The following is a 23,591-nucleotide window of genomic DNA, read 5'->3' on the forward strand; positions in this document are numbered from 1 at the left end:
CTGCCCCTTGCCCTTGTCGTATCTCGCCTCTTCCGTCACTATCTGCAGAGGCTGGGTCAACACCGCCGCCGGCGGGCTAATTACCGGCATCCCCGGCTCGGCGTTTTAACTCCGGCTCCAGATAGTTTTTGACCCGCTCCAGGGCCTGTTCCATGGCCGGCATGAACTGTAACGCCTCTGCTTTCTCCCCTTCTTCGCAGGCTTTTTCCACCTTCTCCGCGGCATTACCCAGTTCGGTCATACTCAAATTTCTGCTGCTGCCCTTAATCCCGTGGCTGAGAATTTGGGCATCCTTGTAATTATCGTGGTCAAGAAACTCATATATTTCATTGAGCTGATGCGTGCTGCGCTCCAGGAATTGTCCGAGAATCCTCACTACCGCCTCTTCATTATCCATGAAGGTTTTCACCGCAGCAGAAAAATTGATCATCTGTTTTTCCTGCTCCGTGGAATTCCACTCTTTACTGGTCACGGCCTGTTCCGCCTCTTTGATGTTGCCTTGCGGATGGATACTGCCTTGCGGATGGATGCTGCCTTGCGGATTCCTCCTGTCCGCTGAAGATTGTTCGGCGGCATTTTGTTCGGGGGTATATTGATCGGCGGCAGTTCCTTCCGGTGACAGACCGGGGTCGTTTCTCATTTTTCCCTGCCAGGCTTTCAAAATTTCCAACAGATCGTCACGGCTGAATGGTTTGGACATATAATCATCCATTCCCGCATCCAGACATTTCTGTTTCTCCCCCATAAGAGCGTTGGCGGTGACGGCAATGATCGGTTGCCGTGCACCTTTTTGGCGAAGCTCCCGGGCGGCACCGTAGCCATCCATCTCGGGCATTTGAAGGTCCATGAATATCAGATCAAAATTTCCGGGACTGTAGAGGTCCACCACCTCCCGGCCGTTGCTGGCCACAACAACCTGGTGTCCCAGTTTATCCAGAATGGTTTTGAACAGCTGCTGGTTCACGAAATGATCTTCCGCCAGCAGGATGCGCAGCACCGGTTCATCTATCTCTTCAAGTTCAAGCGGTTCGCCCTCTTCCACTTCCGAAAGATCGAGATTGGTATCCAGGGCAAGACTGAGCTGTTCGCTCAGCTGTTTGGTCTTCAGAGGTTTGGTGAGATAGCCGTCGAACCAATTCAGGAGTTTCATTTTTGCGTCCGCCTGCATGGTTCCCGGAGGACGGATCAGAAACAGTCTGCTGCTGTTGATCTCTTTGTCTGAATTAACCTCACTGGCGAACTGCCACCCGTCCATGTCCTCCAGCTGCAGGTCCACCAGAACCACAGGTTCCCTGCCGGACTCAATTCGGCTGCGGCGTAAATGCTCAAGCCCTTCGCCACCGGAACTGCAGTAGGATACTTTTTGTGCATAGGGGGACAAGAGGGCGGTGAGAAATTCCCCGGAAGGCCGGTACTTGTCCACCACCAAAACCTCTCTGTCTTCCAGGATGCTCAAATCCTCGGTGCTTTCACCCAGGGTCCGGGAAGGCAGCGCAGGAACTTTGAGGGTAAACCAGAATGTGGTACCGCTGTCTTCGGTGCTGGTAAAGCCGATATTGCCGCCCATGAGCTGCACCAGATTTTTGCAGATGGATAGCCCCAGTCCGGTACCCCCGTATTTTCGGGTGGTGGTGGCATCCACCTGCTGAAACGATGAGAACAGGATGCTCTGTTTTTCCTGGGGAATACCGATTCCCGTATCTCTCACCTCGGTACGGAATTGAATATACTCCGCCCCTTGCTGTATTAATGTTAAATGGAGGCTCACATGCCCTTCATGGGTAAACTTCATCGCGTTACTCAGAAGATTCACCAGGATCTGCCGCATTCTGGTGGGATCTCCGTTCACCATCTCCGGCATCCGGGTATCGATATCAAGAAGAATACCCAGTCCCCGCTTATAGAGCTCAAGACTGAGCATGTCCAGAACCGATCCGTAGAGATCAACTATGTTGTACTGGATATTTTCTATATGCAGCTTACCGGCTTCGATTTTTGAAAAATCGAGGATATCATTAATGAGACCCAATAACGCCTCGGCGGAGAAGCGGATTTGGGCCGCATACTCGGACTGCTCCTGATCCAGTTTGGTGTCCAGAAGCAGCTCTGACATTCCCCGTACCGTATGAATGGGTGTGCGGATTTCATGACTCATATTCGCCAGGAACAGGCTCTTGGATTTGGTGGCTTCCTCAGCAGCCTGTTTATCCCGCTCAAGATCTTCGGTTTCCTGGATCTGCTGATCAGCGGAGATAAAGGATGCATGCACTGCGGCGTTTTCCAGACGGGAGGCCGAGAGGAACCACCACTTATCGGCAACCCTTCCGGGAATGGATATTCTGCAGGGAATGACCGCGGTACTTCCAGGAGTGTTCAGCAACTTTTCCAGATCCTGCTGGTACAGCATTACATTCCGGGGCACTACGATATCTGAAAGATGTCTCCCTTCCAGATGCTCCAGCCCTTCGGCATACAACGCTGCGAAGCTCTGGTTCCACTGTATCACTCTGGCGCTGCCGGATAACAGGAGCTGTGGAACTGGTGAGGAGAAGACATAATCTCGCACTGAAGGCCTCCATGAGCGGCGTGTACGCTTAAAAATTCATCTGAAATATTTCAAGAGCTTTCTTGAAGACCATATCCGGCTGTATAGGTTTCACCAAATAACTTTTCACCCCCATCTGCAGGGCCTGGATGACGGTCTCCCGTTTATTCACCGCCGAGAGAACGATAATGGGAAGCTGAATCCCCCTGCTTTTCAAGGCTGTGAGAACGGAGAACCCGTCCATCCGGGGCATGAGAAGATCCAGGAAAACCATGTCAAAACTCTCTATGTCCTGGGAGTTGATAAACTCCTCGCCATTGGAGAAGGTTTGAACATCCAACTGTGTTTTGGAGAATGCCATGGAAATTAATTCCTGGATCACCGGATCATCATCAACCACGGCCATCTTCAGACCCGAGGCTATGGCGTCGAAATTTACCTGAGTATCATTTTGCTCGCTTTGGAAGCGCAGGTTGATTCCGTCAGAACTTTCTTCTACCCCCCGCCCGACTCTCAGGAAATCATCGTGAACGTTTCCGTTCTTATCTTTGTATCCCCCGGCCTTGTCTCCAAGCAGGGCATCCATGGCATCGGGCATGGAGGAGAACACCTCCACGGAGGCAATGTCCGATCTGGAGGATACGAACTTCTTTACCAAATCGTTGTTGGTAAGAATCTTGAAATTATGAAGTTTCAAATCGGTTGCGGATATAATGCCGTCAATAAGAGAACGAAGTTTCAGTGAATCACCTTCACTTATTTCTATTCCCGACATCATCAGCAGAACCCTGGGGATTTGTATGGAATAGAGTTTGATCAGCTCCTGTAGCCGGTAACGGAGCATCTCGATCTTTTCGCTGTTCAGCCCCCGGGCAACTTCTATAAACAGTATTTCCTCGTTGTAGTTGGCATCGATAATACAGGGAGTATTATCCAGCTCGATTTTTACATTGAGAAGTTCGCTTACCGACTTTGCCAGGCTGTCGATTTTAATAGGTTTGGTGATAAACTTTTTGATCCCGAATTTGCTAAGCTCAAGAATAACTTCCCGGGAGATCTTAGCAGAAGCGAATAGTACTGGCGTATTTTTTGAGTTCGGATCCCCGGCCTTTTTGGTGAGAAATTCCACTGCGCCCATTCTGCTGAGATAGTAGTCCATGATGATCAGATCCGGTTCATAACTTCTCAATTTGGTGTATCCCTCAAGACCATTGGAAGCTTGATCAGTCTCGAACCCGAATTCTTCAAGTTTTCTGTTCAGGAATTCCCGAATCATCCGAGAATCATCAATAATCAAAATCTTTTTCAAAACCCTTCTCCTGGGAGCACCGAGTGGATGTAGGAGCTGTATCGGCGTGTAATATCTCATATAACTATAGAAGTGAAATGGTTCCATTTCAAGCCTGTTTATACTCTCTCCGCCCAGGGCTGTTTTATGGAGTAAAACTCTATTCGGTATAGACAGCCCTTTTCCATGCATTTTAGTATGTTCTGAATCAATTCCCGGAGGAAAACTCATATATGTCGCATATGAAAGACAGCAACAGTGGACTCAGGCTTGGAGACAGCAGCATTATCCCCCGCCGCCTAGGGTCCAATTCAATATCCACCGAAGATATTTCCCGGGTACTGGAACCCATGATTCTTTCAGCGTCGGGCTGGAGAAAGGTCTTTGCCGCCTCAGGTGATGAGGAGGATCAATCCGAAGATATTTCCCCGGCCGATATGGTTTTGGCGGGGCTTATCGGCTTGAGCCTGGGGGAATTCCTCCTGGAGAAAGCGGGCGGAAGGGGGGAAATGACCACCCTTGTTGTTGCCTGCGATTCACGGCCCACCGGCCCGCTGTTGGCCGACGCCATCATGCGGGTATGCGGTTCTCTGGGCATTGGCATACGCTATGTGTTTATTTCCGCCGCACCTGAGGTAATGTCCTATGTCAGGACCAATCCCGGGACCGATGCCTTCGCATATATATCCGCATCCCATAATCCTGTAGGACATAACGGTTTCAAATTCGGGCTGAAAAGCGGAGGGGTTCTAAACGGAGAACAGGTGCAAGGTCTAATTGAGAGGTTTCGAAACCACTGCGGGAATGAGGCAAGCATTTCCCGGGTAACCGGGATGCTGGTTTCGTTTCCCGATCAGAAATTGCAGGAGTTTTTCCGGGAAAGCCCGGAGTGGAAGACCCAGGCTCTTGAGGCTTACACCCGCTTTAGCTCCCGGGTTATTTGTGACAGCGATGATCCAGAAGTAATATCCAGTCGGATGGAGGAGTTGAAAAAATCCTTCAGCGATGCGGATATTGCCGTATTGGCTGAACAGAACGGAAGCGCCAGAACCCTATCTATAGATGAGAGCTTCTTCCAGGAACTGGGCGTGAAGCTGCGCCTGATCAACAATGTGCCCCGGCAAATCACCCACCGAATCGTACCAGAGGGGCGAAGCCTCAATCTCTGCAAAGAGGAGCTGGAGAAGGCCCGCAGGGACGATCCGGCATTTGTGCTGGGCTACGTTCCCGACAACGACGGAGACCGGGGCAATATTGTATATATTGCCGATGACGGACAGGCCCGGATTCTGGAAGCACAGCAGGTGTTCGCCCTGGTTGCCCTGGCCGAGTCCGCCTGGCTGGAATACAGCGGACAGCTTTCAGAAGCGGACGCAAAAGCTGCCATTGCGGTGAACGGTCCAACATCCATGCGCATAGATGAAATTGCCCGGAGTTTCGGCCTTGAATGTTTCAGATCCGAGGTGGGCGAAGCCAATGTGGTGGGCCTGGCAGCCCGTCTCAGAAAGGAGGGCTTCATTGTACGGCTCATGGGCGAAGGTTCAAACGGGGGAAATATCACCCATCCGGCTGCGGTTCGCGACCCCCTTAACAGCATCGGTTCAATAGTCAAGCTTCTCTCGGTTCGGGGAGATGAAGAAACACCGGGGCTGTTCGAAATATGGTGCAAACGCAGGGGTATTGAGTACAACTCCAGTTTTTCACTTGAAGATGTCTTGAAATCCCTCCCGGAATTTGTGACCACCAGTGCGTATGAAGAGAGGGCCTTAATGAAGATCCGGGGCAGCGACCATGTACGCCTGAAGGCCGCATATGAGGAAATTTTCCAAACCGACTGGGAACAGCGGAAAAGAGAACTCAAGGAAGCATGGGGGATTGAATCCTGGGAGGAGATCAACACCGAAGGCGGCGAAGAGAAACCCGGTGTGGGCTCAGCATTCCGCAGCGGAGAGCAAAAAGGCGGACTGAAGATTCTTTTCCGGGATTCTTCCGGAGATCCCACAGCATACATGTGGATGCGGGGATCCGGCACTGAACCGGTGTACAGGGTTTTGGTGGATGTAAAGGGGGCCCGCCCCGAGCTTGAGAATGAGCTTCTTGAGTGGCACAGAGATATGATCCGGAGAGCGGATACCCAGTAAACCCGGGCCCCCGCAAATACGGCTTCCGGCGAATTCGCTTATCTGTGAAGCGGTGCATTCCTGGCTGAGCTGCGTGAAATGAGGGATCCAGGATCATCCCCGGTTTATATTGAATAGCGTATACGGGCACAGCTGAATATTTTAGGTATTTTTTTATAGATATTTAATAGTCTATTGTAGCCAAAAGATGGAAACTCCCCTACACTATTGCTGTACCCACTGAGGGTCCCCCGATGGGAGGTCCAAGGTGAACAGCCAGATCGGCATAAACCACAAATTGTAAGGTCTAAAGTAAGGGAGACTGCACGATGAGATACCATTACACCTGCCCGTCCGGACCAGCGTCGTCCGGCACCGCATTACCCATTTCTCTATTCCCGGTATGTCTGCATCTCCTGAACAGGGAGGACATATGGCAGATACCAAAGACAGCGGACCCGGCGGAGGAAAAATCCGAAGCTGGATAGATCAGGTAATCCGGCAGGATGAAATTGATCCCTACCTGAAGAATGGCAATTCGTTCATTAATGAACAGCTCATTTGGGATGAAATCGCTTCAGGACGCAACCCTTCAAGCGAAGGGGTACGGGAGATTCTGAAAAAGAGTCTGACAATACAAAGCCTCAGCCCCGGAGAAACCGCAGTTCTGTTGAATGTGCAGGATCCCGAACTTCTGCAGGAGATGGCTGACACCGCAGCCAGGGTGAAGAAAAAGGTATACGACTCGCGTATTGTTACGTTCGCCCCCCTCTATCTTTCCAACCATTGTGTGAACTCATGTCTTTATTGCGGTTTCCGAGAAGATAACGGAGGCATGAAACGGAGCAAACTCTCCATGGATGATATCCGCCGGGAAACCGAAGCTCTTGCGGGGAAGTTCGGCCACAAACGGCTGATTGTGGTGTATGGCGAACACCCCGATTCAGATATCGATTTCATGGAGGAGAGCATCAATCAGATTTACCGGGTACGGGCGAAAACCCGCAAGGGCCACGGAAGCATCCGCCGGGTGAATGTGAACGCAGCCCCCATGAGTGTGGAGAACCTCCGGCGGCTCAAGAATGTGGGGGTTGGAACCTATCAGGTATTCCAGGAGAGCTATCATCCGGGAACCTATGCACAGGCCCACCCTCCGGGAACATTGAAGGGCAATTACCTGTGGCGCTTGTACAGCATGCATCGGGCAATGGATGCGGGAATTGACGATGTGGGCATCGGGGCCTTGTTCGGCCTGTACGACTGGCGTTTCGAAGTAATGGGTTTGGTGCATCATGCCCGGGAGCTTGAACGGCGCTTCAATGGCATCGGCCCCCATACCATCAGTTTTCCCCGGCTGGAGGCTGCAGATAACGCTCCGTTTCTGAACAACATGAAATACCGGGTTTCCGATGAAGATTTCCTGAAAATAATCACCATTCTCCGCCTGGCAGTACCCTATACCGGCATGATTATTACCGCCAGGGAACCGGCGCATATCCGCAACAAAGCGGTTGAGCTGGGAGTAACCCAGATGGATGCTTCCACCCGCATCGGACTCGGTGCCTACAGCCGGGAGACAGATGATCAAGAGATCTCCCGCCAGCAGTTTATGCTGGGTGACACCCGCAGCCTGGAAGAACTTATCGGCGATTTGGCGGACATGGGATGCATTACCAGTTTCTGCACTGCAGGATACCGGATAGGACGCACCGGTGAGAGGATCATGAAACTGCTGAGGGAATGCCATGAGGGGGATTTCTGCAGGATGAACGCAGTCATTACCTTTCGTGAATGGCTGGATGACTTCGCCTCCCCGGAAATCAAGGTCAGGGGAGAGGCACTGATTGCCCGGGAACTGGAAGGAATCTCCCGGGATCTGCCCAAATATCAGGGTAAATTCCGGCCCATGTACGCCAGCACCTGCCGGGGCAAACGGGATTTATACCTGTGAGCCCTTCGCCCATGAACCGGAAGGAAATTCTGGAAATTTTGAATATACACCGGCCTGACGAGATGCAGGATTTGTCCCGCCGGGCGTCTTCACAACTGAAAGATACTCTGGGAACCCGGGTGTATTACCGAGGGCTGATTGAATACTCCAACTGCTGTTCCCGGGACTGTCTTTACTGCGGCATACGGCGCTCTGCGACTGGAGTCCAACGTTATACCCTCTCCCGGGAAGAAATTCTTAATGCGGCGGATTTTGCCGCCGAAAAAGGTTACGGTTCGCTTACCCTGCAAAGCGGTGAATCCGGTACTCCGGCGGCTGTGGATTTTGCCCGGGATATTGTGGGGATGATTAAGGAACGGACCCGGAGCGTCTACTTACCTGACGGCCTTGGCATCACCCTCTGCATCGGAGAATTTGATAAGTCCTCCTACAGAAGACTCTTTGAGGCGGGAGCCCATCGCTATCTGCTGAGAATCGAGAGCAGCAACCCTGACATTTTCCACCGGATCCACCCTCCGGGAGACAGTCTAAAGCGGCGTATCAGCTGCCTGAGAAACCTGAAAAAAATCGGTTTTCAAACCGGTACCGGTGTAATGATCGGATTACCGGGGCAGAGCACGGAGGATCTTGCCGACGATATCGAGTTTTTCCGTCGTGAAAATGTAGATATGATCGGAATGGGCCCATTTATTCCCCATAACGGAACTCCCATGGGTTCAGAGTTCCAGGGGAGCAGATCATTTCCCGCTACCGGGGAGCGGCTGCATCTCAGTTTGAAAATGATTGCTGCGGTCCGCCTTGCCATGCCCGATGTGAATATCGCATCCACCACTGCCCTCCAGACCCTCCATGCTCTGGGAAGGGAAATGGGACTGAAATTCGGAGCCAACGTTCTTATGCCGGTAATCACCCCTGGTGAGTACCGGAAACAGTACCAGCTCTATGACGGAAAACCCTGTATGGATGACAGCCCGGAGGATTGCGCAGGCTGTCTGGCAGGCCGGGTGGGAAGCACCGGAAGAGAAATCGCATTCAACCAGTGGGGGGATCCCCTGCACTTTTTTACACGCAATCAATCAAAAAAAGGAGGGGCGCATGGATATTTCCGGCAATCCTGAAACAGCTAAAAATTACCCGGCCCGGCAGAGTGAAGCAGAGTTGAGATACGGCTTTGTGGGAATTATCGTATCTCGAAAAGAAGCAGGAAGCAGGATTCAGGACATTATTGCCCGTCATGCTGATATTCTTCTCGGCCGTCTGGGTCTTCCCCATCTGGATGATGACCGTATTTCCGTTATCACCCTGATCATTCGCTCAGACACCGACCGCCTTGGCAGCCTCACTGGCCAGCTGGGAAAAATACCCGGGGTCACCGTAAAATCGGGACTGGCTCGAACCCCCGAGACCGCAGACCAGATTGTCTCTCCGGAGGACAGGGATGCACCGTAATTCCAACCCTTTTCCTGCGGAGAGTGAAACCGCCGCAGCCTGCAACATCTACCGTTTCTCTCCCTATTCCATGCCCAGGGAGCTGATCGATGCCGGCCTGGATGTGAAACTTGCTGCAGCCCTGTGCAATTCCCGGCTTGGGTATCTCAGCCCCGGTCATTTAGAGGCAATCCAAAACCGCATCTCCCGGATCCGCAGCATGGGCGAAGAAGATCTGAGAAAGCTTTTCCCCTTGGATCCATATCAGGGAGGTGCAGGCACATCCTTTCATATGAATCTTAACGAAGCGATTGCTCTGGACAGCGCACTGGACCCCTATAAAGATGTGAATCTTCATCAGTCTACCAATGATGTATTGCCGAGTGCATTAAAGCTGATGCTCATGCGCAGCTTTGCAGACCTTGAATACCTTCTCTGTGATTTTCAGGTGCATCTCCAGGGTTTGGAGCAGCGCTACGGCGAGTTGCTGATGACCGGGCGCACCCAGCTCAGGGACGCCCAATTGGTGAGCCTGGGAAGAATGTTTGCTTCCTGGGCACAGGGTATTGCCAGGGACCGTTGGAGAACCTTCAAGGCCAGGGAGCGGATTAAAGAGATCAACCTGGGAGGAACGGCCGTTGGCACCGGTGCCGGTGCTCCCAGAAACTATGTGCTCAAGGCGGCCTCGGTCCTCGGGGAAGTTACCGGACTTCCTCTCAGCAGGGCCGATGATCTGATGGATGCAACCGCCAACTACGATTCTATAGTTGAGGCCATGTCCGCGTTGAATGTCCTCGCTGTAAATCTGGAAAAGATCTGCGGCGACCTGCGGCTTCTGTCCAGCGGGCCGGGAGGGGGAATAGGAGAGCTGATTCTCCCACATCTTCTGCGGGGAAGCAGCATTATGGCCGGTAAAATAAATCCGGTAATTCCGGAGGCGGGCATACAGATCTGTGAGAAACTCAGAAGCAACCACCAGCTGATCTCCCGGCTTGCCGCCTCAGGAGAGCTGCAGCTCAATGCCTTCTGGCCCATGATCGCTTACAGTTGTTGGGAGAGCCACCGGCTTGTCGCCGGCTTCGTTCCGGCACTGGACGAGTATCTTCAAGGTATAACTCCCGACCGGAAGAGAATCGGTGATAATCTGAATCGCGGCGGTGCTTATAATCTGAGCCTGTTGCCGATTTTGGGCTACACCCATCTTGAGCGTCTCCTTGAAATCTGCGCCGCCGGAACATGCGGCCCTCCGGATTTAATTCGCTCCTGGAATATTCTCACAGTAGAGGAAGAGCGTCGGCTCTTCGCTCCCCGAGCGCTCACAGGCCTGGGATACGATGAAGAACTGTATGAGACGATCAGGAAACAGAGGGCGGCGCAGCTTCAACAGCGCATAGAAAGGGAATACTCCCAAATGTTTACCACCGCGGCCGGCGTTGGGGGGGGGTGAACCTCAGCAGGAGCAGAATAATGACTAAAACACCAAGAGGGCTTCGGCCCCATATTATTGTCTGCGGTACGGTAAACTCGGGGAAATCTTCGTTTCTCAACCGCTTTACCGGAAAGGATGTTTCCATTACCTCGTCAAGCCGGGGTACCACTACCGACCCGGTGTACATCAACATGGAGCTTTTACCATTCGGACCTGTGACTCTTGTGGATACTCCGGGGCTCAATGATGAAGGGGAGCTTGGTCGAAAGCGGATTGAACGGGCCCGTCGTCTGATTGCAACCGGGGATCAGCTGATCTTCCTCACCCGCCCCGGAGAATGGAACTCCCAGACCATGGCATTGATCAATGAAAGCGCAGAATCGGTCACAAAGCTGCATGTGGTGTTCACCCACCGGGATATCCCGGAGGAATCCGCCAAGGTGGATGCAGTTCTGAACGAGCTGGAACAGGGGCGGGGAGTATCCGCAGAATTGAAGCAAAACATCAGCATCCACCATATCAGCAACGTTGATGGGCGTGGGCTGGAGGAACTAAGCAGAGAGCTGATCGTCGGCTTGGAGAAGGCAGGACGACAGGAGCGAAGCCTCCTGCAGGATTTGGTCCGAGAATACCAGCTTGTGATGATGGTGGTGCCCATCGATACGGAAGCACCCCGGGGCAGGCTCATTCTTCCCCAGGTTCAAGCCATCCGGGAGGTTTTGGATGCCGACGGGGCAACCCTCACCGTAAAGGAGCGGGAGATTGACTGGGCTCTCTCCCTCTTAAAGCATACGCCCGACCTGGCAATCACCGACAGTCAGGCAGTTCTGAAAGCTGCGGGATCCATCTCTGAGGATATTCCTCTCACAACGTTTTCCATTTTGTTCAGCAGGCTGAAAGGCGACTTGAAGACCTTTGTGGATGGCGCCCGTGTAATCGATGATTTGGATGACGGCGATAAAATTCTCATTGCCGAAACCTGTACCCATAAGACCATGTGTGATGACATTGGAAGGGTGAAAATTCCCCGCTGGCTGAGACAATACAGCGGCCGAAACCTGGCGATCAACACCATCGGAGGAGAGTTTCCTGAAGATATATCGGCATACCGCTTGGTGATTCACTGCGGGGGCTGCATGATTACCAGGAAAAGAATGCTACAGCGCATGGGGCTGGCAGCGGACTCTCAGGTACCTATCACCAATTACGGAATCGCAATTAGCAAACTGCACCATGTGCTTGAACGGGTCCTTCGACCCTTTGCCGGGGAGACAGCTGAATCTCCTAACCCCTGATATTTCAAGGTTTTCAAAAATAAAACGCTCTTCAGGAATGAAAACCGAATCATCTCTCACTTTTTTGTTGACAGATCTGCAATACGGGTTGAAAATCAAAAAAAATGAGAACCGATTCAGTTTTCACAGGAGGAGAGTATGAATCACAAGTTCTTGCACGGGGTTCTTATTCTGATGCTTTTGGCAGGTTCAGTATTTGCCGAAGGTTCATCGGAAGGAGATCCTATCAAATTCGGAGGCATCTGGCCTCTGGGAGACATCACCGGAGATCAGGGAAGCAAAGCTGCCCAGATCGCAATTGATGAGATCAACGAACAGGGAGGTCTACTGGGACGCCAGGTTGAGTTGGTGGTAATCGACAGTGAGCTAAGCCCCGAAAAGGGTGCGGCTGCGGTTGAGCGCCTTGCAACCATCGATCAAGTTGATTTTTTTGTAGGCGGAATGTCCAGCGGAGTTCATCTTGGACAGATCCCCGTTATGAAAACCTACCAGAAGATCACCATGTGGACCGGTGCGGCCAGCCATTTGGCGGAAGAAGCAGTGGGTGAAAACCAGGACTGGTATTTCCATCTTCATCCTTGGGATTACAATCAGGGAGCATCTTATGTGGAAGGCTGGAATGCCATCGCAGAAGAATACCCTGAAATCTCCATCGGCAGATGGTTCCTGGCCTATGAAGAAGGAGCCTTCGGAAGCGCTTCGTATTCTGCAACCCAGGCACTGTTTTCCGATATGGAAATTGACGGGGAAGCCTTCCAGTCCGCAGCAGTTGGCGGCGGAGACTACACCGCGGTCCTGGAACGGGCGAAATCCTATGACCCCGATGTATTTATCTGGGCGGGATATGACGCCGACGCCCTGCCCCTCATGGAGCAGTCAAAGGCTATTAATTTTGCACCTCCCCTTTATGTGGGTGCACCTCCGGGATGGCCGGCATCCTTCGGCGAATCCAATCTTGCGGAAAACGTTACCCTCTACGGCATGTGGGCTCCCAGCCTGAATGAAGTGAGTGACGTGAGCCAGACCTTCTATGACGGATATGTTGGCAGGTATGACAACGAACCGGCCACATATTTTGCACCTCTGAGCTATTCAGCCATCCACATTATTGCTGAAGCCGTGGAACGGGCAGGTACTCTGGACAAGGAAGCGGTAATCGCCGAATTGCAGAAGACCGAGTATGAAAGTGCGCTGGGTGAAACCATCACCTTCAGTCCATCCAACATTATCAGCAATCAGGGAATCCGCCAGCAGAAAATTCTGCAGTGGCAGAACGGACGCCAGGAAGTTATCTGGCCCTTCGAATTTGCTACATCAGAACCGGTGTATCCTTTTGCACCCTGGAGTGAGCGCTAACACCTTGTATCCCGGGCGGCGTACCCCGCCCGGGTTTCATCCACAGATAATGAACTGAATCTGTTCGATCATATTTTGGAGAACTTCATGAGTAGATCTAAAATTATCAGGATAGCTGGAATTTCAGCAGGAGCCCTCTTCGTCATTATGCTCATTGTTCTGAAGCCCACTGCCCTGATTTACGGGATACAACGTGCGGGGATATACGCGGCCATCGCGATTCCCATGGCACTGATTTTAGGGATTGTACATATTGTCAATCTGGCCCACGGTGAAATGATGATGGTGGCAGCTTACCTCAGCTACTATCTTGCACGAACCTTCGGTCTGGATCCGCTTCTTTCGGCAATCCCCACGGGAATTCTCATGTTCTTGTTTGGACTGATGATTTTCCGTACAACAATTCAACATACTTTAAAAGCGCCTGAACTCAATCAGCTGATACTCACCTTCGGGGTGGCAATGGTGCTCAGTCAGACAGTGAATCTTATCGCCACAAGCCAGCCCCGCAAATTGAGCCTGGACTATGTAAGTGCCAGTGCAACTCTGGGAGATATGAGCTTTGGAATTTACGATTTTGTGTTTCCAGTGGTAGCAATCATTTTCCTGATTGTTCTTCTGCTCTTTCTTAAACGTACAAAACTTGGTAAGGCCGCCCTTGCTGTTGGACAAAATCCCAATGGTGCCCAAATTGTGGGAATCAATGTTCAACTCACCTATGCCCTGATTTTCGGCATTGCGTCCATGCTTATCGGGATTTTCGGCGGTTTCTTTCTTACAAAATTCTCGATATTTCCCGCCGTGGGAGGCAGCTACACCATGAAATCGTTCTGCCTGGTGGCCATGGCCGGGATCGGAAACCTGCCCATGGTGGCGGCGGCAAGCCTTCTCCTGGGTATTGCTGAAAGTTCCATTATGGCGGTTCCCCACGGTGCACCCTGGGCGCCAATGATCTTCTTCGTGCTGATCGTGGTTGTAATTCTGGTACGAAGTTTCAGGAGGGCGGCATGAGCACTGCGGATCTGAAAGCCTTGCAAAAAGATACTGCGTACAACCGGAACCTGGAAATTATCTTTATGGTGGTGGGAGCAATTCTCCTTATCGCGCCCATGTTCGCCGGCCCCTATGCCCGGATTATCGGACGCTCAGTAATCACCTATATGATTCTGGCAGTGAGCTGGGACATGCTTGTACGCTCCGGGCAGCTTTCCTTTGGTATAGCAGGATTTTTCGGTCTCGGGGGGTATGCGGCCACCGTTCTGGCGGCGAATTATAACATTCCCGGCGTTTTAGCCATCATACTGGGGGCAGTTCTCTCGGGTGTGGTTGCCTACGGTCTCGGGATGATTATTCTCCGTCTGAGGGGAATGTATTTCGCCATTACCACTCTGGCATTGGCAGAGATATTCCGAATTATCATGCATAACTGGACGCCTGTAACCGGAGGGCCCAACGGAAAACTGGTGCCCCAGGTGCTGTTCGCCGGGAATTCGTATCTGCAATATGGTTTCATGATTGTGATGGCCGTATTGGTAATAGCATTGAGTGAGTACTTCCGGCGCAGCAAAATCCACTATGCCCTTACTGCCATTCACGACAATGAAGTGGTGGCAAAATCCAACGGTATCAATATTTATAAGAACCTTCTGTTCATCTTTGCCGTTGTGTCGGCAATCCAGGCCATGGTGGGCGGTGGGTATGCCCATCTGTTCGGTTTTGTAAGCCCCGAATCCAACTTCAATGCGAACTATACCCTCATTCCCCTGGCGATTGCCCTATTCGGCGGCATGTACTCAACGTGGGGGCCCGTAGTGGGTGCGGTGATCCTTGGAGTAGTAGGCGAATTTCTCAAACTCTACATTCCCTACGGCCATCTGGTGGTATACGGGATTATCATTATTCTGGTTCTGCTGTTTATGCCCCAGGGTGTAGTGGGAATCTTTAAGGCAAAACTGTTCAAAAACACCAGCAACTACCCCAGCAAGGAAGAACTGGAGCTGGCCAATACCAAAGGAGAACCTGCATGAGTGAACTGCGAACCGAAAACCTCACCATCTCCTTCGGGGGACTTGTGGCCGTAGACTCGGTGAACCTGAGCCTGAAAAGCGGGGAAATCCTGGGCATCATAGGGCCCAACGGTGCGGGCAAAACCACCTTTATCAATCTTATAGCCGGTATTCATACCCCCAGCCAGGGAACCGTGTACCTGGACGGGGAGGATATCACTGGAAAACCCGCCCACGACCGGGCATCCATGGGTATCAGCAGAACCTTCCAGCTGATCAACCCGCTGCGAAACCTCACCCTTCTGGAGAACGTAATGACGGGTTTCCTTTTTGCATCGAAGATGAACACCCATGACGCCCGGAATGCAGCTGCACGGCTGTGCCTGGACCTTGGGCTGGACAGACTGAACCGGCAGACCAGCAATCTGAATATTCTTGAGACCAAGAAGATGGAGATTGCAAAGGCTCTGGCCTGTAACCCCAAAATTCTCTTTCTTGATGAGGTGATGGCAGGGCTGAACTCCACCGAAACCAAAGAAGCGATTGAACTGATCAAACATATTGCAGAGCGTCAAAACCTTGCGGTGGGCGTGGTTGAGCATGTAATGGGCGTTATCACATCCCTGACAAACCGGGTAATCGTATTGGATAACGGTCAATTAATCGCAGACGGACCGTATACCGAGGTGAGCAAAAACGAACGGGTGAAAACCGCATACCTGGGAGGAGCAGTCTGATGTTAAGCATAAAAAACGCACGGGCGTCATACGGAAAGATTCAGGTACTCCACGACCTCAGCCTGGATGTGGGCAGGGGATCAGTGGGCTTGTTCGGCCCTAACGGTGCGGGAAAGACCACCCTGATCAATACTATTTTGGGTCTGGTTCCCCTCCAGTCGGGCAAAATTGTATTTGATTTCAAAGATGTAACCACCCGCCCCACCCATGAAAGGGTTCGCCTGGGAATATCCGTTGTTCCCCAGGAACGGGAGCTGTTTCCCTGGCTCAGCGTATACGAGAACCTGGTAATCGGCGGGGAAAACACTCCTTTGGGAAGGGACGAAATTGATCGCACCCTTGAAGAGGTGTATGCCATCTTTCCGATTCTCAAGGAACGCCATGCCCAGCTGGCAGGAACCCTGAGCGGAGGTCAGCAGCGTATGCTTGCAGTGGGCCGGGCCCTGATGGCCCGACCGAAGCTGCTCATACTGGATGAACCCAGTCTGGGTCTTCAACCTTCGATAGTACATGAACTGTTCAACATCCTGAAAGAAATGAAGGAACGGGTGGGCGTACTGATCACCGAACAGAATGTCCGGGAAACCCTGCGGGTGGTTGACAAGGGATATGTAATCGAAAACGGACGGATAGTGCTCAGCGGCAGTGCCGACGAACTTGCCAGCAATCCGGAAGTTGAAAAAGCGTACCTGGGACTTTAGGCGAATATGATGGTGCAGATTGAGATTCCGGAGCCGGGATCAGGAATAGGCTTAGTCTGGGCGGCGGCAACAGTACGCTGGGGACCGGACAGCGTCAATAACAGGTAAATACAATGCATCCGCTACCGGATACCGGCGCCGGGTGCTCAATACAGAAAACATATTACATGAGGAGCAACACATGAACCTTGACGGAAAGGTATGTATTATTACCGGGGGTGCCCGGGGAATCGGACGGAAAATTGCGGAAACCATGGCGGAAGCAGGTGCTTCCGCGGTCTACGCCCTGGATATGGCATTTGATGGATTTGATGAGGTCACCAAGGCATATCCCAATGTGAAAGGCGAGAGCGCCGACGTGACCAAATCCGACGCAGTAAAGGCAGTGGTGGAGAAGATCTGGGAGGCGGAGGGCAGGATAGATGTGCTGGTAAACAACGCAGGTATTACCCGGGATAATCTGATCCAGAAAATGTCAGACGATGACTGGAACGCGGTAATCAGTGTGAATCTCACCGGCGTGTTCAACCTCACCCGGGAAATTGGACCCAGAATGATGAATCAGGGCAGCGGCTCTATTATTAACATGGCAAGCATTGTGGGCGAAGTGGGCAATGTGGGTCAGTCCAATTATGCGGCTACAAAAGGCGGAGTTATCTCCATGGCGAAAACCTGGGCCAAAGAATTTGCCCGGAAAGGCGCACAGGTACGATCCAACGCCATCGCCCCGGGATTCATCCGTACCCCCATGACTGAGAAAATGCCCCAGAAGGTTCTGGATGCTATGGTTGGCAAAACCACCCTGGGGAGAATGGGTGAACCGGAAGATATTGCCAATGCTGCGCTTTTTCTGGCAAGCGATGCATCCTCCTTCATTACCGGACAGGTTCTGAGTGTAAACGGCGGACTTACCCTGTAAAAACAGCATTACGCCCGGAGAGCCCGCGGGTCTTCGGGCCGAAAGTATGAGGAAGGTAGAATATGGCTGAATGGAAACAGGCATACCAACAGAAACTGCGAAACATGGAAGATGCAGTCCGTGCACTCCCAAAAAATGCAGCCATCATTATGGGCATGGCTTCCATGGAAAGTCAGGGATTCATGTCCCAGATACACAAATTCGCGGACCATTTTGAACATCTCAAAGTGCTGTCCTGTCTGAATATGAACTCTTACGATTTTTGTGAAGATCCTCAGTATGAGGGCACCTTCATGAATGAAAACTGGTTCTTCGGGCCCTCAAATAGAAAAGCGGCCAAGCTTGGATATAAACTTGTGGATTTTATCCCCAACAATCTGCACCAAGCCGGAACCAATAAACTGGCGGCCCTGAAAGAAGAAGGTGCCACCATCGTGTACTGGGGGCCTGTCACCCCCATGCAGGAAAACAGCGGATTCTTCAACCTGGGTGTATCCAACGTGTATGAAGCCGAGGTTATCGATGCGTCGGACATGGTGGTATTTGAAGTCAACCCTCAGGTCCCCTGGATTCACGGTGATACTCAGGTTCATATTTCCCAGGCAGATATGCTTGTGGAATTCGAATCTCAAATCCCCACCATTCCGGTTCTGGAACCCGGTGAAACTGAAAAGCAGATTGCAAAGCATATTGCGGATCTTGTTGAAGACGGCAGCACACTTCAAATCGGTATTGGGGGCATCCCCAATGCTGTGGCTTCTCTTCTGGAAGATAAAAAAGACCTGGGTATTCATACTGAAATGTTTACCGAAAGCATGATCGATTTGTTTGAAAGCGGTGCGGTGACCAACAGACATAAAACCCTTTGGCCGGGTAAATTTGTGTTCACCTTTGCACTGGGTTCCAAGCGAATGTATGAGTGGCTGGACAATAATCCCTCAGTTCTGGAACTCCGGGGAAGCTATGTGAATGATCCCTATGTGATCGCACAGAATGAAAAGATGATCAGCATCAATACGGCTATCACCATCGACCTAACTGGTCAGGTGTGCTCCGAGAGTCTGGGACCCGTGCAGTATTCGGGAACCGGCGGTCAGCTGGACACCCACCGGGGAGCTCAGAAGTCCAAGGGAGGCAAAGGCTTTATCGCCCTCCGTTCCACCGCCAAGAAGGGAACCATATCCACCATCGTTCCCATGCTCCCTGCGGGATCTGCAGTTACCGTCCCCAGACAGGACCTGGACTGGGTTGCCACAGAATTCGGTGCAGTACATCTGCAGGGGCGCACAACAAGCGAACGGGCGCGGCTGCTCATTTCAATTGCCCATCCTGATTTTCGGGAAGAACTTGAAAAGGAAGCAGCGAAGCTGGGATACGTATAATATCGATTCCTGCGGTGTGCCGGATGACTCTCCGCTGCCGCAGATTTAGGAGAAAATAATGGAAAACGTGTATATAGTCGCCGCCAGGCGCACCCCGATCGGTACCTTCGGCGGCAGTTTCAAGAAAACCCCGGCAACCCAACTGGCTGCTGCGGCGATCCGCGAAGTAATTAAGAATGCCGGGGTACCTGCCGAGGACCTTGGTGAAGTAATTGTGGGTAATGTGCTTACCAACGGTCAAGGAATGGGTCCCGGTAGACAGGCGTCAATATATGCGGGAGTTCCCGAGCAAGTTCCCGCCTACACTGTGAATATTCTCTGTGGAAGCGGAATGAAGACCATTATGCTGGCAGCGGATAATATCAGACTTGGAGAACACGGTCTGGCGGTTGCTGCGGGAATGGAAAACATGAGCATGGCTCCCTTTACCGTACCTTCTTCCGCCCGCTGGGGCAACAAGCTTGGAGCAATGCAGGTTGAGGACAGCCTGATCCAGGACGGGCTCACCGATGTATTCAATAACTACCACATGGGTGTGACAGCGGAAAACATCGTCCGAAAACATTCCATCAGCAGGGAAGAGCAGGATGATTTTGCCGCAGAAAGTCAGAGAAGAGCCGGGGAAGCACGGGATTCGGGCCGATTCGAGGATGAAATTGTACCGGTTGAGGTAAAGGACCGCCGAAAAACGGTGGTTGTGGACAGTGATGAACATATCAGAACCGAAACCACCAAAGAAAGCCTGGCCGGTTTGAAACCTGCCTTCGAAAAAGATGGAACAGTCACCGCCGGAAATGCCTCGGGCTTAAATGACGGTGGCTCGGCGGTTCTGCTGGCATCCGAATCGGCGGTAAAAAAGTACGGGCTGAAACCCATTGCCCAGCTTATTGCCACCAGTCAGGCGGCCCTGGATCCTTCCATTATGGGACTTGCCCCTGCACCGGCTGTGACGAAGGTATTGGAAAAAGCGGGCATGTCACTGAAAGAAATGGAACTCATTGAGCTGAATGAAGCCTTTGCCGCCCAGAGTTTGGGTGTGCTCAAAGAACTCAGTGCGGATCATGAAGTGAGCATGGAATGGCTCAAAGAGCGCACCAACGTGAACGGCGGCGCAATCGCCCTTGGCCACCCCCTCGGGGCAAGTGGAAACCGTATTACCGTTACCCTTCTGCATGAAATGAAGAAGCGGGGACTGAGCTACGGACTGGCCTCGTTGTGTATAGGAGGTGGAATGGCCACCGCTCTGATAGTAAAAATGCTCTAATCACCGAGCATCTTTCAAAATTGAATCTTGAAAGATGCTGCTTATCGGGTCGAAATCATAATTCATGTATATGAATCGAATTATGATTTCTGAAGGTCCTGGCAATTTCCAAAATCGAGGATTTTTGAAATTGCCTCCACCGACCGGGTAATGTTTGAACATACTGGATAGTAAAAACGGTATCCGGAAAGGACAGGAGAATAACCAAATGGAAAACCAAGCCTTGTTGAAATCCAGAACCATTACAATTCTGGGAACGCAAATTCAGGTACGCATCAGCGGCTCCTCTGTGAAGTCCCTCCTACCCCCCCTGATACTTATTCACGGCAACACAGGGAGCGGACGCTGGTTTGAAAAGCTGCTGGGGAAATATCCCGGCCTTACTCTTGCCCCGGATCTGCCTAACTTCGGTGAATCCGGACAGATAGATGAATGGAGCGTTCCTGACTATTCACGATGGCTGGGCTTTATTGCCGATTATTTTGACTGTGACTCTTTTATTCTTCTGGGACACAGTTTCGGCGGGGCGGTGGCAATGGATTTTGCCACCGCCCACCCTGAGAGGGTGACCAGACTTTTCCTGGTGGACTCCTCACCCGTGGAAGGACTGGTTACTCCCAGGGAACATTACCCGGTGATCGAGCAGTACAAAACAAACCGTGAACTGCTGGCCCAGGCGCTGAAGGCGGTGGTTCCCACGCTGAAGGACGAAGAATTTTTCCAAGAACTGGTTGATGATGCCTCCCGTATGAAGCCTGAAACCTACACCGGTCACGCCGATACATTGGCGGCTGCGGATTATCGCAGAGCGGCAAAACAATATGGGGGTCCCGTACACGTAATTTACGGCGAACATGATATCCTGATCGATGACAACAAGGCTGAGGAAACTGCAAAAGCGTTCTCCGCCACCCTTGATAAAATTGACGGATGCGGCCACAGTCCTATGGTTGAATTACCCGGGAAATTCTGGAACATTGTAGCAGGGTATTTACAAATCTGACCTGGCATGGGCGGCAACACGAGGTAAACGAATGGCAAAAAACACCAAAGTAAAATTACGGGACGCTGCATTAAACCTATTCTCCAATCAATGGTTTGAAACTGTGTCCATTGCAGAAATCTGCAGGCAGGCAGCTGTCTCGAATGGTGTTTTCTACCGTTACTACCCCAACAAAGCAGCTCTTGTGAAGGATCTTCTGGATGAGTTTCTCGAACAGTACAGGAATGAGCTGTTGGATATTCCCGGAGATACTATTGAAAGCCGCCTGGAAAACCTCATTGCAACCATCTACCGGGCCGGTGAAGTTCACAGCCGGCAGGTAACCATATTCAGGGAAGGACAATACCGTTTTCCCGAGTATGAAGAAAAACTGAGAAGTATCTATATGCAATGCTGCAGACTGGTCTATGAAAGAGAGGTTAGCGAAGCCGAGTACCTCTATATTATATCCGGCCTGCGCTTCTGTTCCACCCGGGCTCTCTATGACGGGCTGCAGAGAGATCCTGATCTCATACGGAAATATGTACTTGAGGGGATATTCACAGATCCGGGTGATCAAAAGCCCAATATCGAAATTCCCGAAGTCTTTCCGGACATAGAAGAAGCACCACCTGAGGACAGCAGGGCACGTCTGTTGGAAACCGGCATGAAATTGATCGGCAGCAGAGGGTATCACGATATCGGTGTGGCGGACATTGTCAGAGTCTCCGGTCTTGCGGTGGGAACCTTCTACACCTATTTCGACAGCAAAGAACAGTTTTTCTCCATTATTATAGAACAAATCGGGAAGCAGACCAGACATTACCTCAGCCGTCAGGCCATGACCCACGGCAACCGGCTTGAACAGGAGATTTTCGGCGTCTGGCACTTTCTATCGTTCTTCAATGTACATAAAGAATATTACAGCATCGTCAGAGAAGCGGAATTTGTGGGTAAACCCTGGGTTCGGCAGTATTACGACGCGTTTGAAGAGGGCTACATTCAGAATCTGACCCTTTTTCCCAGGGAACAACGCCGGATTGCCGCAAATTTCCTTATGGGTTTATCCCATTATATTGGGATTGAAGCCCTCCTGAACAAGCGCATTATCAATATCCCGGGATTTATTTCCGAACTTTCCGAATTATTATGCAAAGGAGTATCAAAATGAAAATCGTATCCACCGGTCTGTATGCACCGGGCGAAGCAATTGACAATAACGAATTGATGAAACTGGCAGGAATTGAATTTGACGCCTCACGAACCGAGGAGAAACTGGGCATACGCCAGAGACACATTGCCCATCTCCGGGGAATTGATGAGACTTCCGCGGATTTTGCCGAAAAAGCGGCCCGTGATGCCATAAAGAATGCAGCCATTGATCCTCAGGATATCGGCCTGTTTATCGTCGCAAGCGACACCCCTGAATACATCTCCCCGGCAACCAGCATGCTCGTTCAGGGACGGATTCAGGGGGGACAGCGGTATACTGGAACTTATGATGTTAACGCCAGCTGTTCAAGTTTTGTGGCGGCATTCAACAACGCCAGCGCACTGCTGAAGGCCGATCCGGATATCCGGTATGCCTGTGTAATTGGTCTTTATAATATGCCGGCGTTTGTACGGGAAAAAGATGTATTCGGATACTCCATTTTTGCCGACGGTGCCTCCGCGTGTATTTTGGAAAATACCACAGATACGGATGACAGATATCTGGGGGGAAAACTCCTGTCTGACGGAACTCAATGGAACTATGTGGGAGTTTATTCCGGAGGCACCCGCCAGCCGGTAACCAAACAGCGGCTGGATGACGGAGAGTACGGTCTCCAACTGCTTCAACGGCTCCCCGGCGACAGAAATGTGAAGCTCTGGCCTGAAGTGGTTGATACTCTGCTGAAAAAAATATCCCTGGAACGAAAAGATATTGATCATTTTCTCTTCACCCAGATAAACAGGTCGGTAATCCATCAGGTGATGGAAATTCTCGGCCAGGATCTAAGCAAAACCACTACAGTGATGGACCGCTACGGCTATACCGGCAGTGCCTGTATTCCCATGGCCTTTCATGAAGGGGTGCGGGAGGGACGGATTAAACGGGGAGACAGGGTACTCGCCGTGGCCTCAGGTGCAGGACTGGCAGTCGCTTCCACTGCATTTATTTACTAATTCTATTCGCTCCGGCTGCCGT

The 23,591-nt window shown here is 51.6% G+C and carries 19 protein-coding genes; 17 read left to right on the forward strand and 2 right to left on the reverse strand.

Annotation, left to right across the window (positions count from 1 at the left end; translation table 11 throughout):
• Positions 1–76 precede the first annotated feature (76 nt).
• Together AC52PS_RS00110 and AC52PS_RS00115 are read right to left on the reverse strand one after the other, a co-directional pair.
• Positions 77–2,566 (reverse strand): response regulator, encoded by a 2,490-nt coding sequence (locus AC52PS_RS00110; protein ID WP_495560987.1) that lies wholly within the window; start codon positions 2,564–2,566, stop codon positions 77–79.
• Between the two features lie 28 nt (positions 2,567–2,594).
• Entirely contained in the window at positions 2,595–3,854 is a 1,260-nt protein-coding gene (locus tag AC52PS_RS00115) for a response regulator (protein ID WP_495560988.1), read from the reverse strand.
• Positions 3,855–4,075: 221 nt separating this feature from the next.
• On the opposite strand from AC52PS_RS00115, the gene AC52PS_RS00120 reads away from it, so the two are divergent.
• From AC52PS_RS00120 to AC52PS_RS00200, 17 genes are all read left to right on the forward strand, one after another.
• On the forward strand, positions 4,076–5,974 hold the full coding sequence (locus tag AC52PS_RS00120) for a phosphoglucomutase (protein ID WP_495560989.1): 1,899 nt from the start codon (positions 4,076–4,078) through the stop codon (positions 5,972–5,974).
• A gap of 412 nt (positions 5,975–6,386) precedes the next feature.
• Entirely contained in the window at positions 6,387–7,904 is a 1,518-nt protein-coding gene (hydG, locus tag AC52PS_RS00125; RefSeq protein WP_495560990.1) for a [FeFe] hydrogenase H-cluster radical SAM maturase HydG, read from the forward strand.
• 11 nt (positions 7,905–7,915) lie between these two features.
• Positions 7,916–9,022, forward strand: coding sequence for a [FeFe] hydrogenase H-cluster radical SAM maturase HydE (hydE, locus tag AC52PS_RS00130; RefSeq protein WP_495560991.1), 1,107 nt, complete (start codon positions 7,916–7,918; stop codon positions 9,020–9,022).
• Positions 9,000–9,353, forward strand: a complete 354-nt coding sequence (locus tag AC52PS_RS00135) for a TM1266 family iron-only hydrogenase system putative regulator (protein WP_495560992.1) — start codon at positions 9,000–9,002, stop codon at positions 9,351–9,353. The genes hydE and AC52PS_RS00135 overlap by 23 nt, the downstream gene beginning before the upstream one ends.
• Positions 9,343–10,779: a lyase family protein gene (locus AC52PS_RS00140; protein ID WP_495560993.1), complete on the forward strand. Its 1,437-nt coding sequence runs from the start codon at positions 9,343–9,345 to the stop codon at positions 10,777–10,779. The genes AC52PS_RS00135 and AC52PS_RS00140 overlap by 11 nt, the downstream gene beginning before the upstream one ends.
• 20 nt (positions 10,780–10,799) lie before the next feature.
• On the forward strand, positions 10,800–12,056 hold the full coding sequence (hydF, locus tag AC52PS_RS00145) for a [FeFe] hydrogenase H-cluster maturation GTPase HydF (protein ID WP_495560994.1): 1,257 nt from the start codon (positions 10,800–10,802) through the stop codon (positions 12,054–12,056).
• 138 nt (positions 12,057–12,194) lie between these two features.
• Positions 12,195–13,412, forward strand: coding sequence for an ABC transporter substrate-binding protein (locus AC52PS_RS00150; RefSeq protein ID WP_495560995.1), 1,218 nt, complete (start codon positions 12,195–12,197; stop codon positions 13,410–13,412).
• Between the two features lie 87 nt (positions 13,413–13,499).
• Positions 13,500–14,423, forward strand: a complete 924-nt coding sequence (locus AC52PS_RS00155; protein WP_495560996.1) for a branched-chain amino acid ABC transporter permease — start codon at positions 13,500–13,502, stop codon at positions 14,421–14,423.
• Positions 14,420–15,439 carry a branched-chain amino acid ABC transporter permease gene (locus tag AC52PS_RS00160; protein WP_495560997.1) on the forward strand — a complete coding sequence of 340 codons (1,020 nt, stop codon included), beginning with the start codon at positions 14,420–14,422 and terminating at the stop codon, positions 15,437–15,439. The genes AC52PS_RS00155 and AC52PS_RS00160 overlap by 4 nt, the downstream gene beginning before the upstream one ends.
• Entirely contained in the window at positions 15,436–16,155 is a 720-nt protein-coding gene (locus AC52PS_RS00165; RefSeq protein WP_495560998.1) for an ABC transporter ATP-binding protein, read from the forward strand. The genes AC52PS_RS00160 and AC52PS_RS00165 overlap by 4 nt, the downstream gene beginning before the upstream one ends.
• Positions 16,155–16,856 carry an ABC transporter ATP-binding protein gene (locus AC52PS_RS00170; protein ID WP_495560999.1) on the forward strand — a complete coding sequence of 234 codons (702 nt, stop codon included), beginning with the start codon at positions 16,155–16,157 and terminating at the stop codon, positions 16,854–16,856. Before AC52PS_RS00165 ends, AC52PS_RS00170 begins: the two co-directional genes overlap by 1 nt.
• Positions 16,857–17,037: 181 nt before the next feature.
• Positions 17,038–17,775 carry a beta-ketoacyl-ACP reductase gene (locus AC52PS_RS00175; RefSeq protein WP_495561000.1) on the forward strand — a complete coding sequence of 246 codons (738 nt, stop codon included), beginning with the start codon at positions 17,038–17,040 and terminating at the stop codon, positions 17,773–17,775.
• Positions 17,776–17,837: 62 nt separating this feature from the next.
• Positions 17,838–19,157 (forward strand): acetyl-CoA hydrolase/transferase family protein, encoded by a 1,320-nt coding sequence (locus AC52PS_RS00180; protein WP_495561001.1) that lies wholly within the window; start codon positions 17,838–17,840, stop codon positions 19,155–19,157.
• A gap of 58 nt (positions 19,158–19,215) precedes the next feature.
• Positions 19,216–20,421, forward strand: a complete 1,206-nt coding sequence (locus AC52PS_RS00185; protein WP_495561002.1) for an acetyl-CoA C-acetyltransferase — start codon at positions 19,216–19,218, stop codon at positions 20,419–20,421.
• A gap of 208 nt (positions 20,422–20,629) precedes the next feature.
• Positions 20,630–21,424, forward strand: coding sequence for an alpha/beta fold hydrolase (locus AC52PS_RS00190; protein WP_495561003.1), 795 nt, complete (start codon positions 20,630–20,632; stop codon positions 21,422–21,424).
• Positions 21,425–21,455: 31 nt separating this feature from the next.
• A complete protein-coding gene (locus tag AC52PS_RS00195) occupies positions 21,456–22,574 on the forward strand; it encodes a TetR/AcrR family transcriptional regulator (protein WP_495561004.1) in 1,119 nt (372 codons plus the stop codon).
• Positions 22,571–23,569, forward strand: coding sequence for a 3-oxoacyl-ACP synthase III family protein (locus tag AC52PS_RS00200; protein ID WP_495561005.1), 999 nt, complete (start codon positions 22,571–22,573; stop codon positions 23,567–23,569). Before AC52PS_RS00195 ends, AC52PS_RS00200 begins: the two co-directional genes overlap by 4 nt.
• Positions 23,570–23,591 lie beyond the last annotated feature (22 nt).

Source organism: Salinispira sp., from assembly GCF_059431795.1.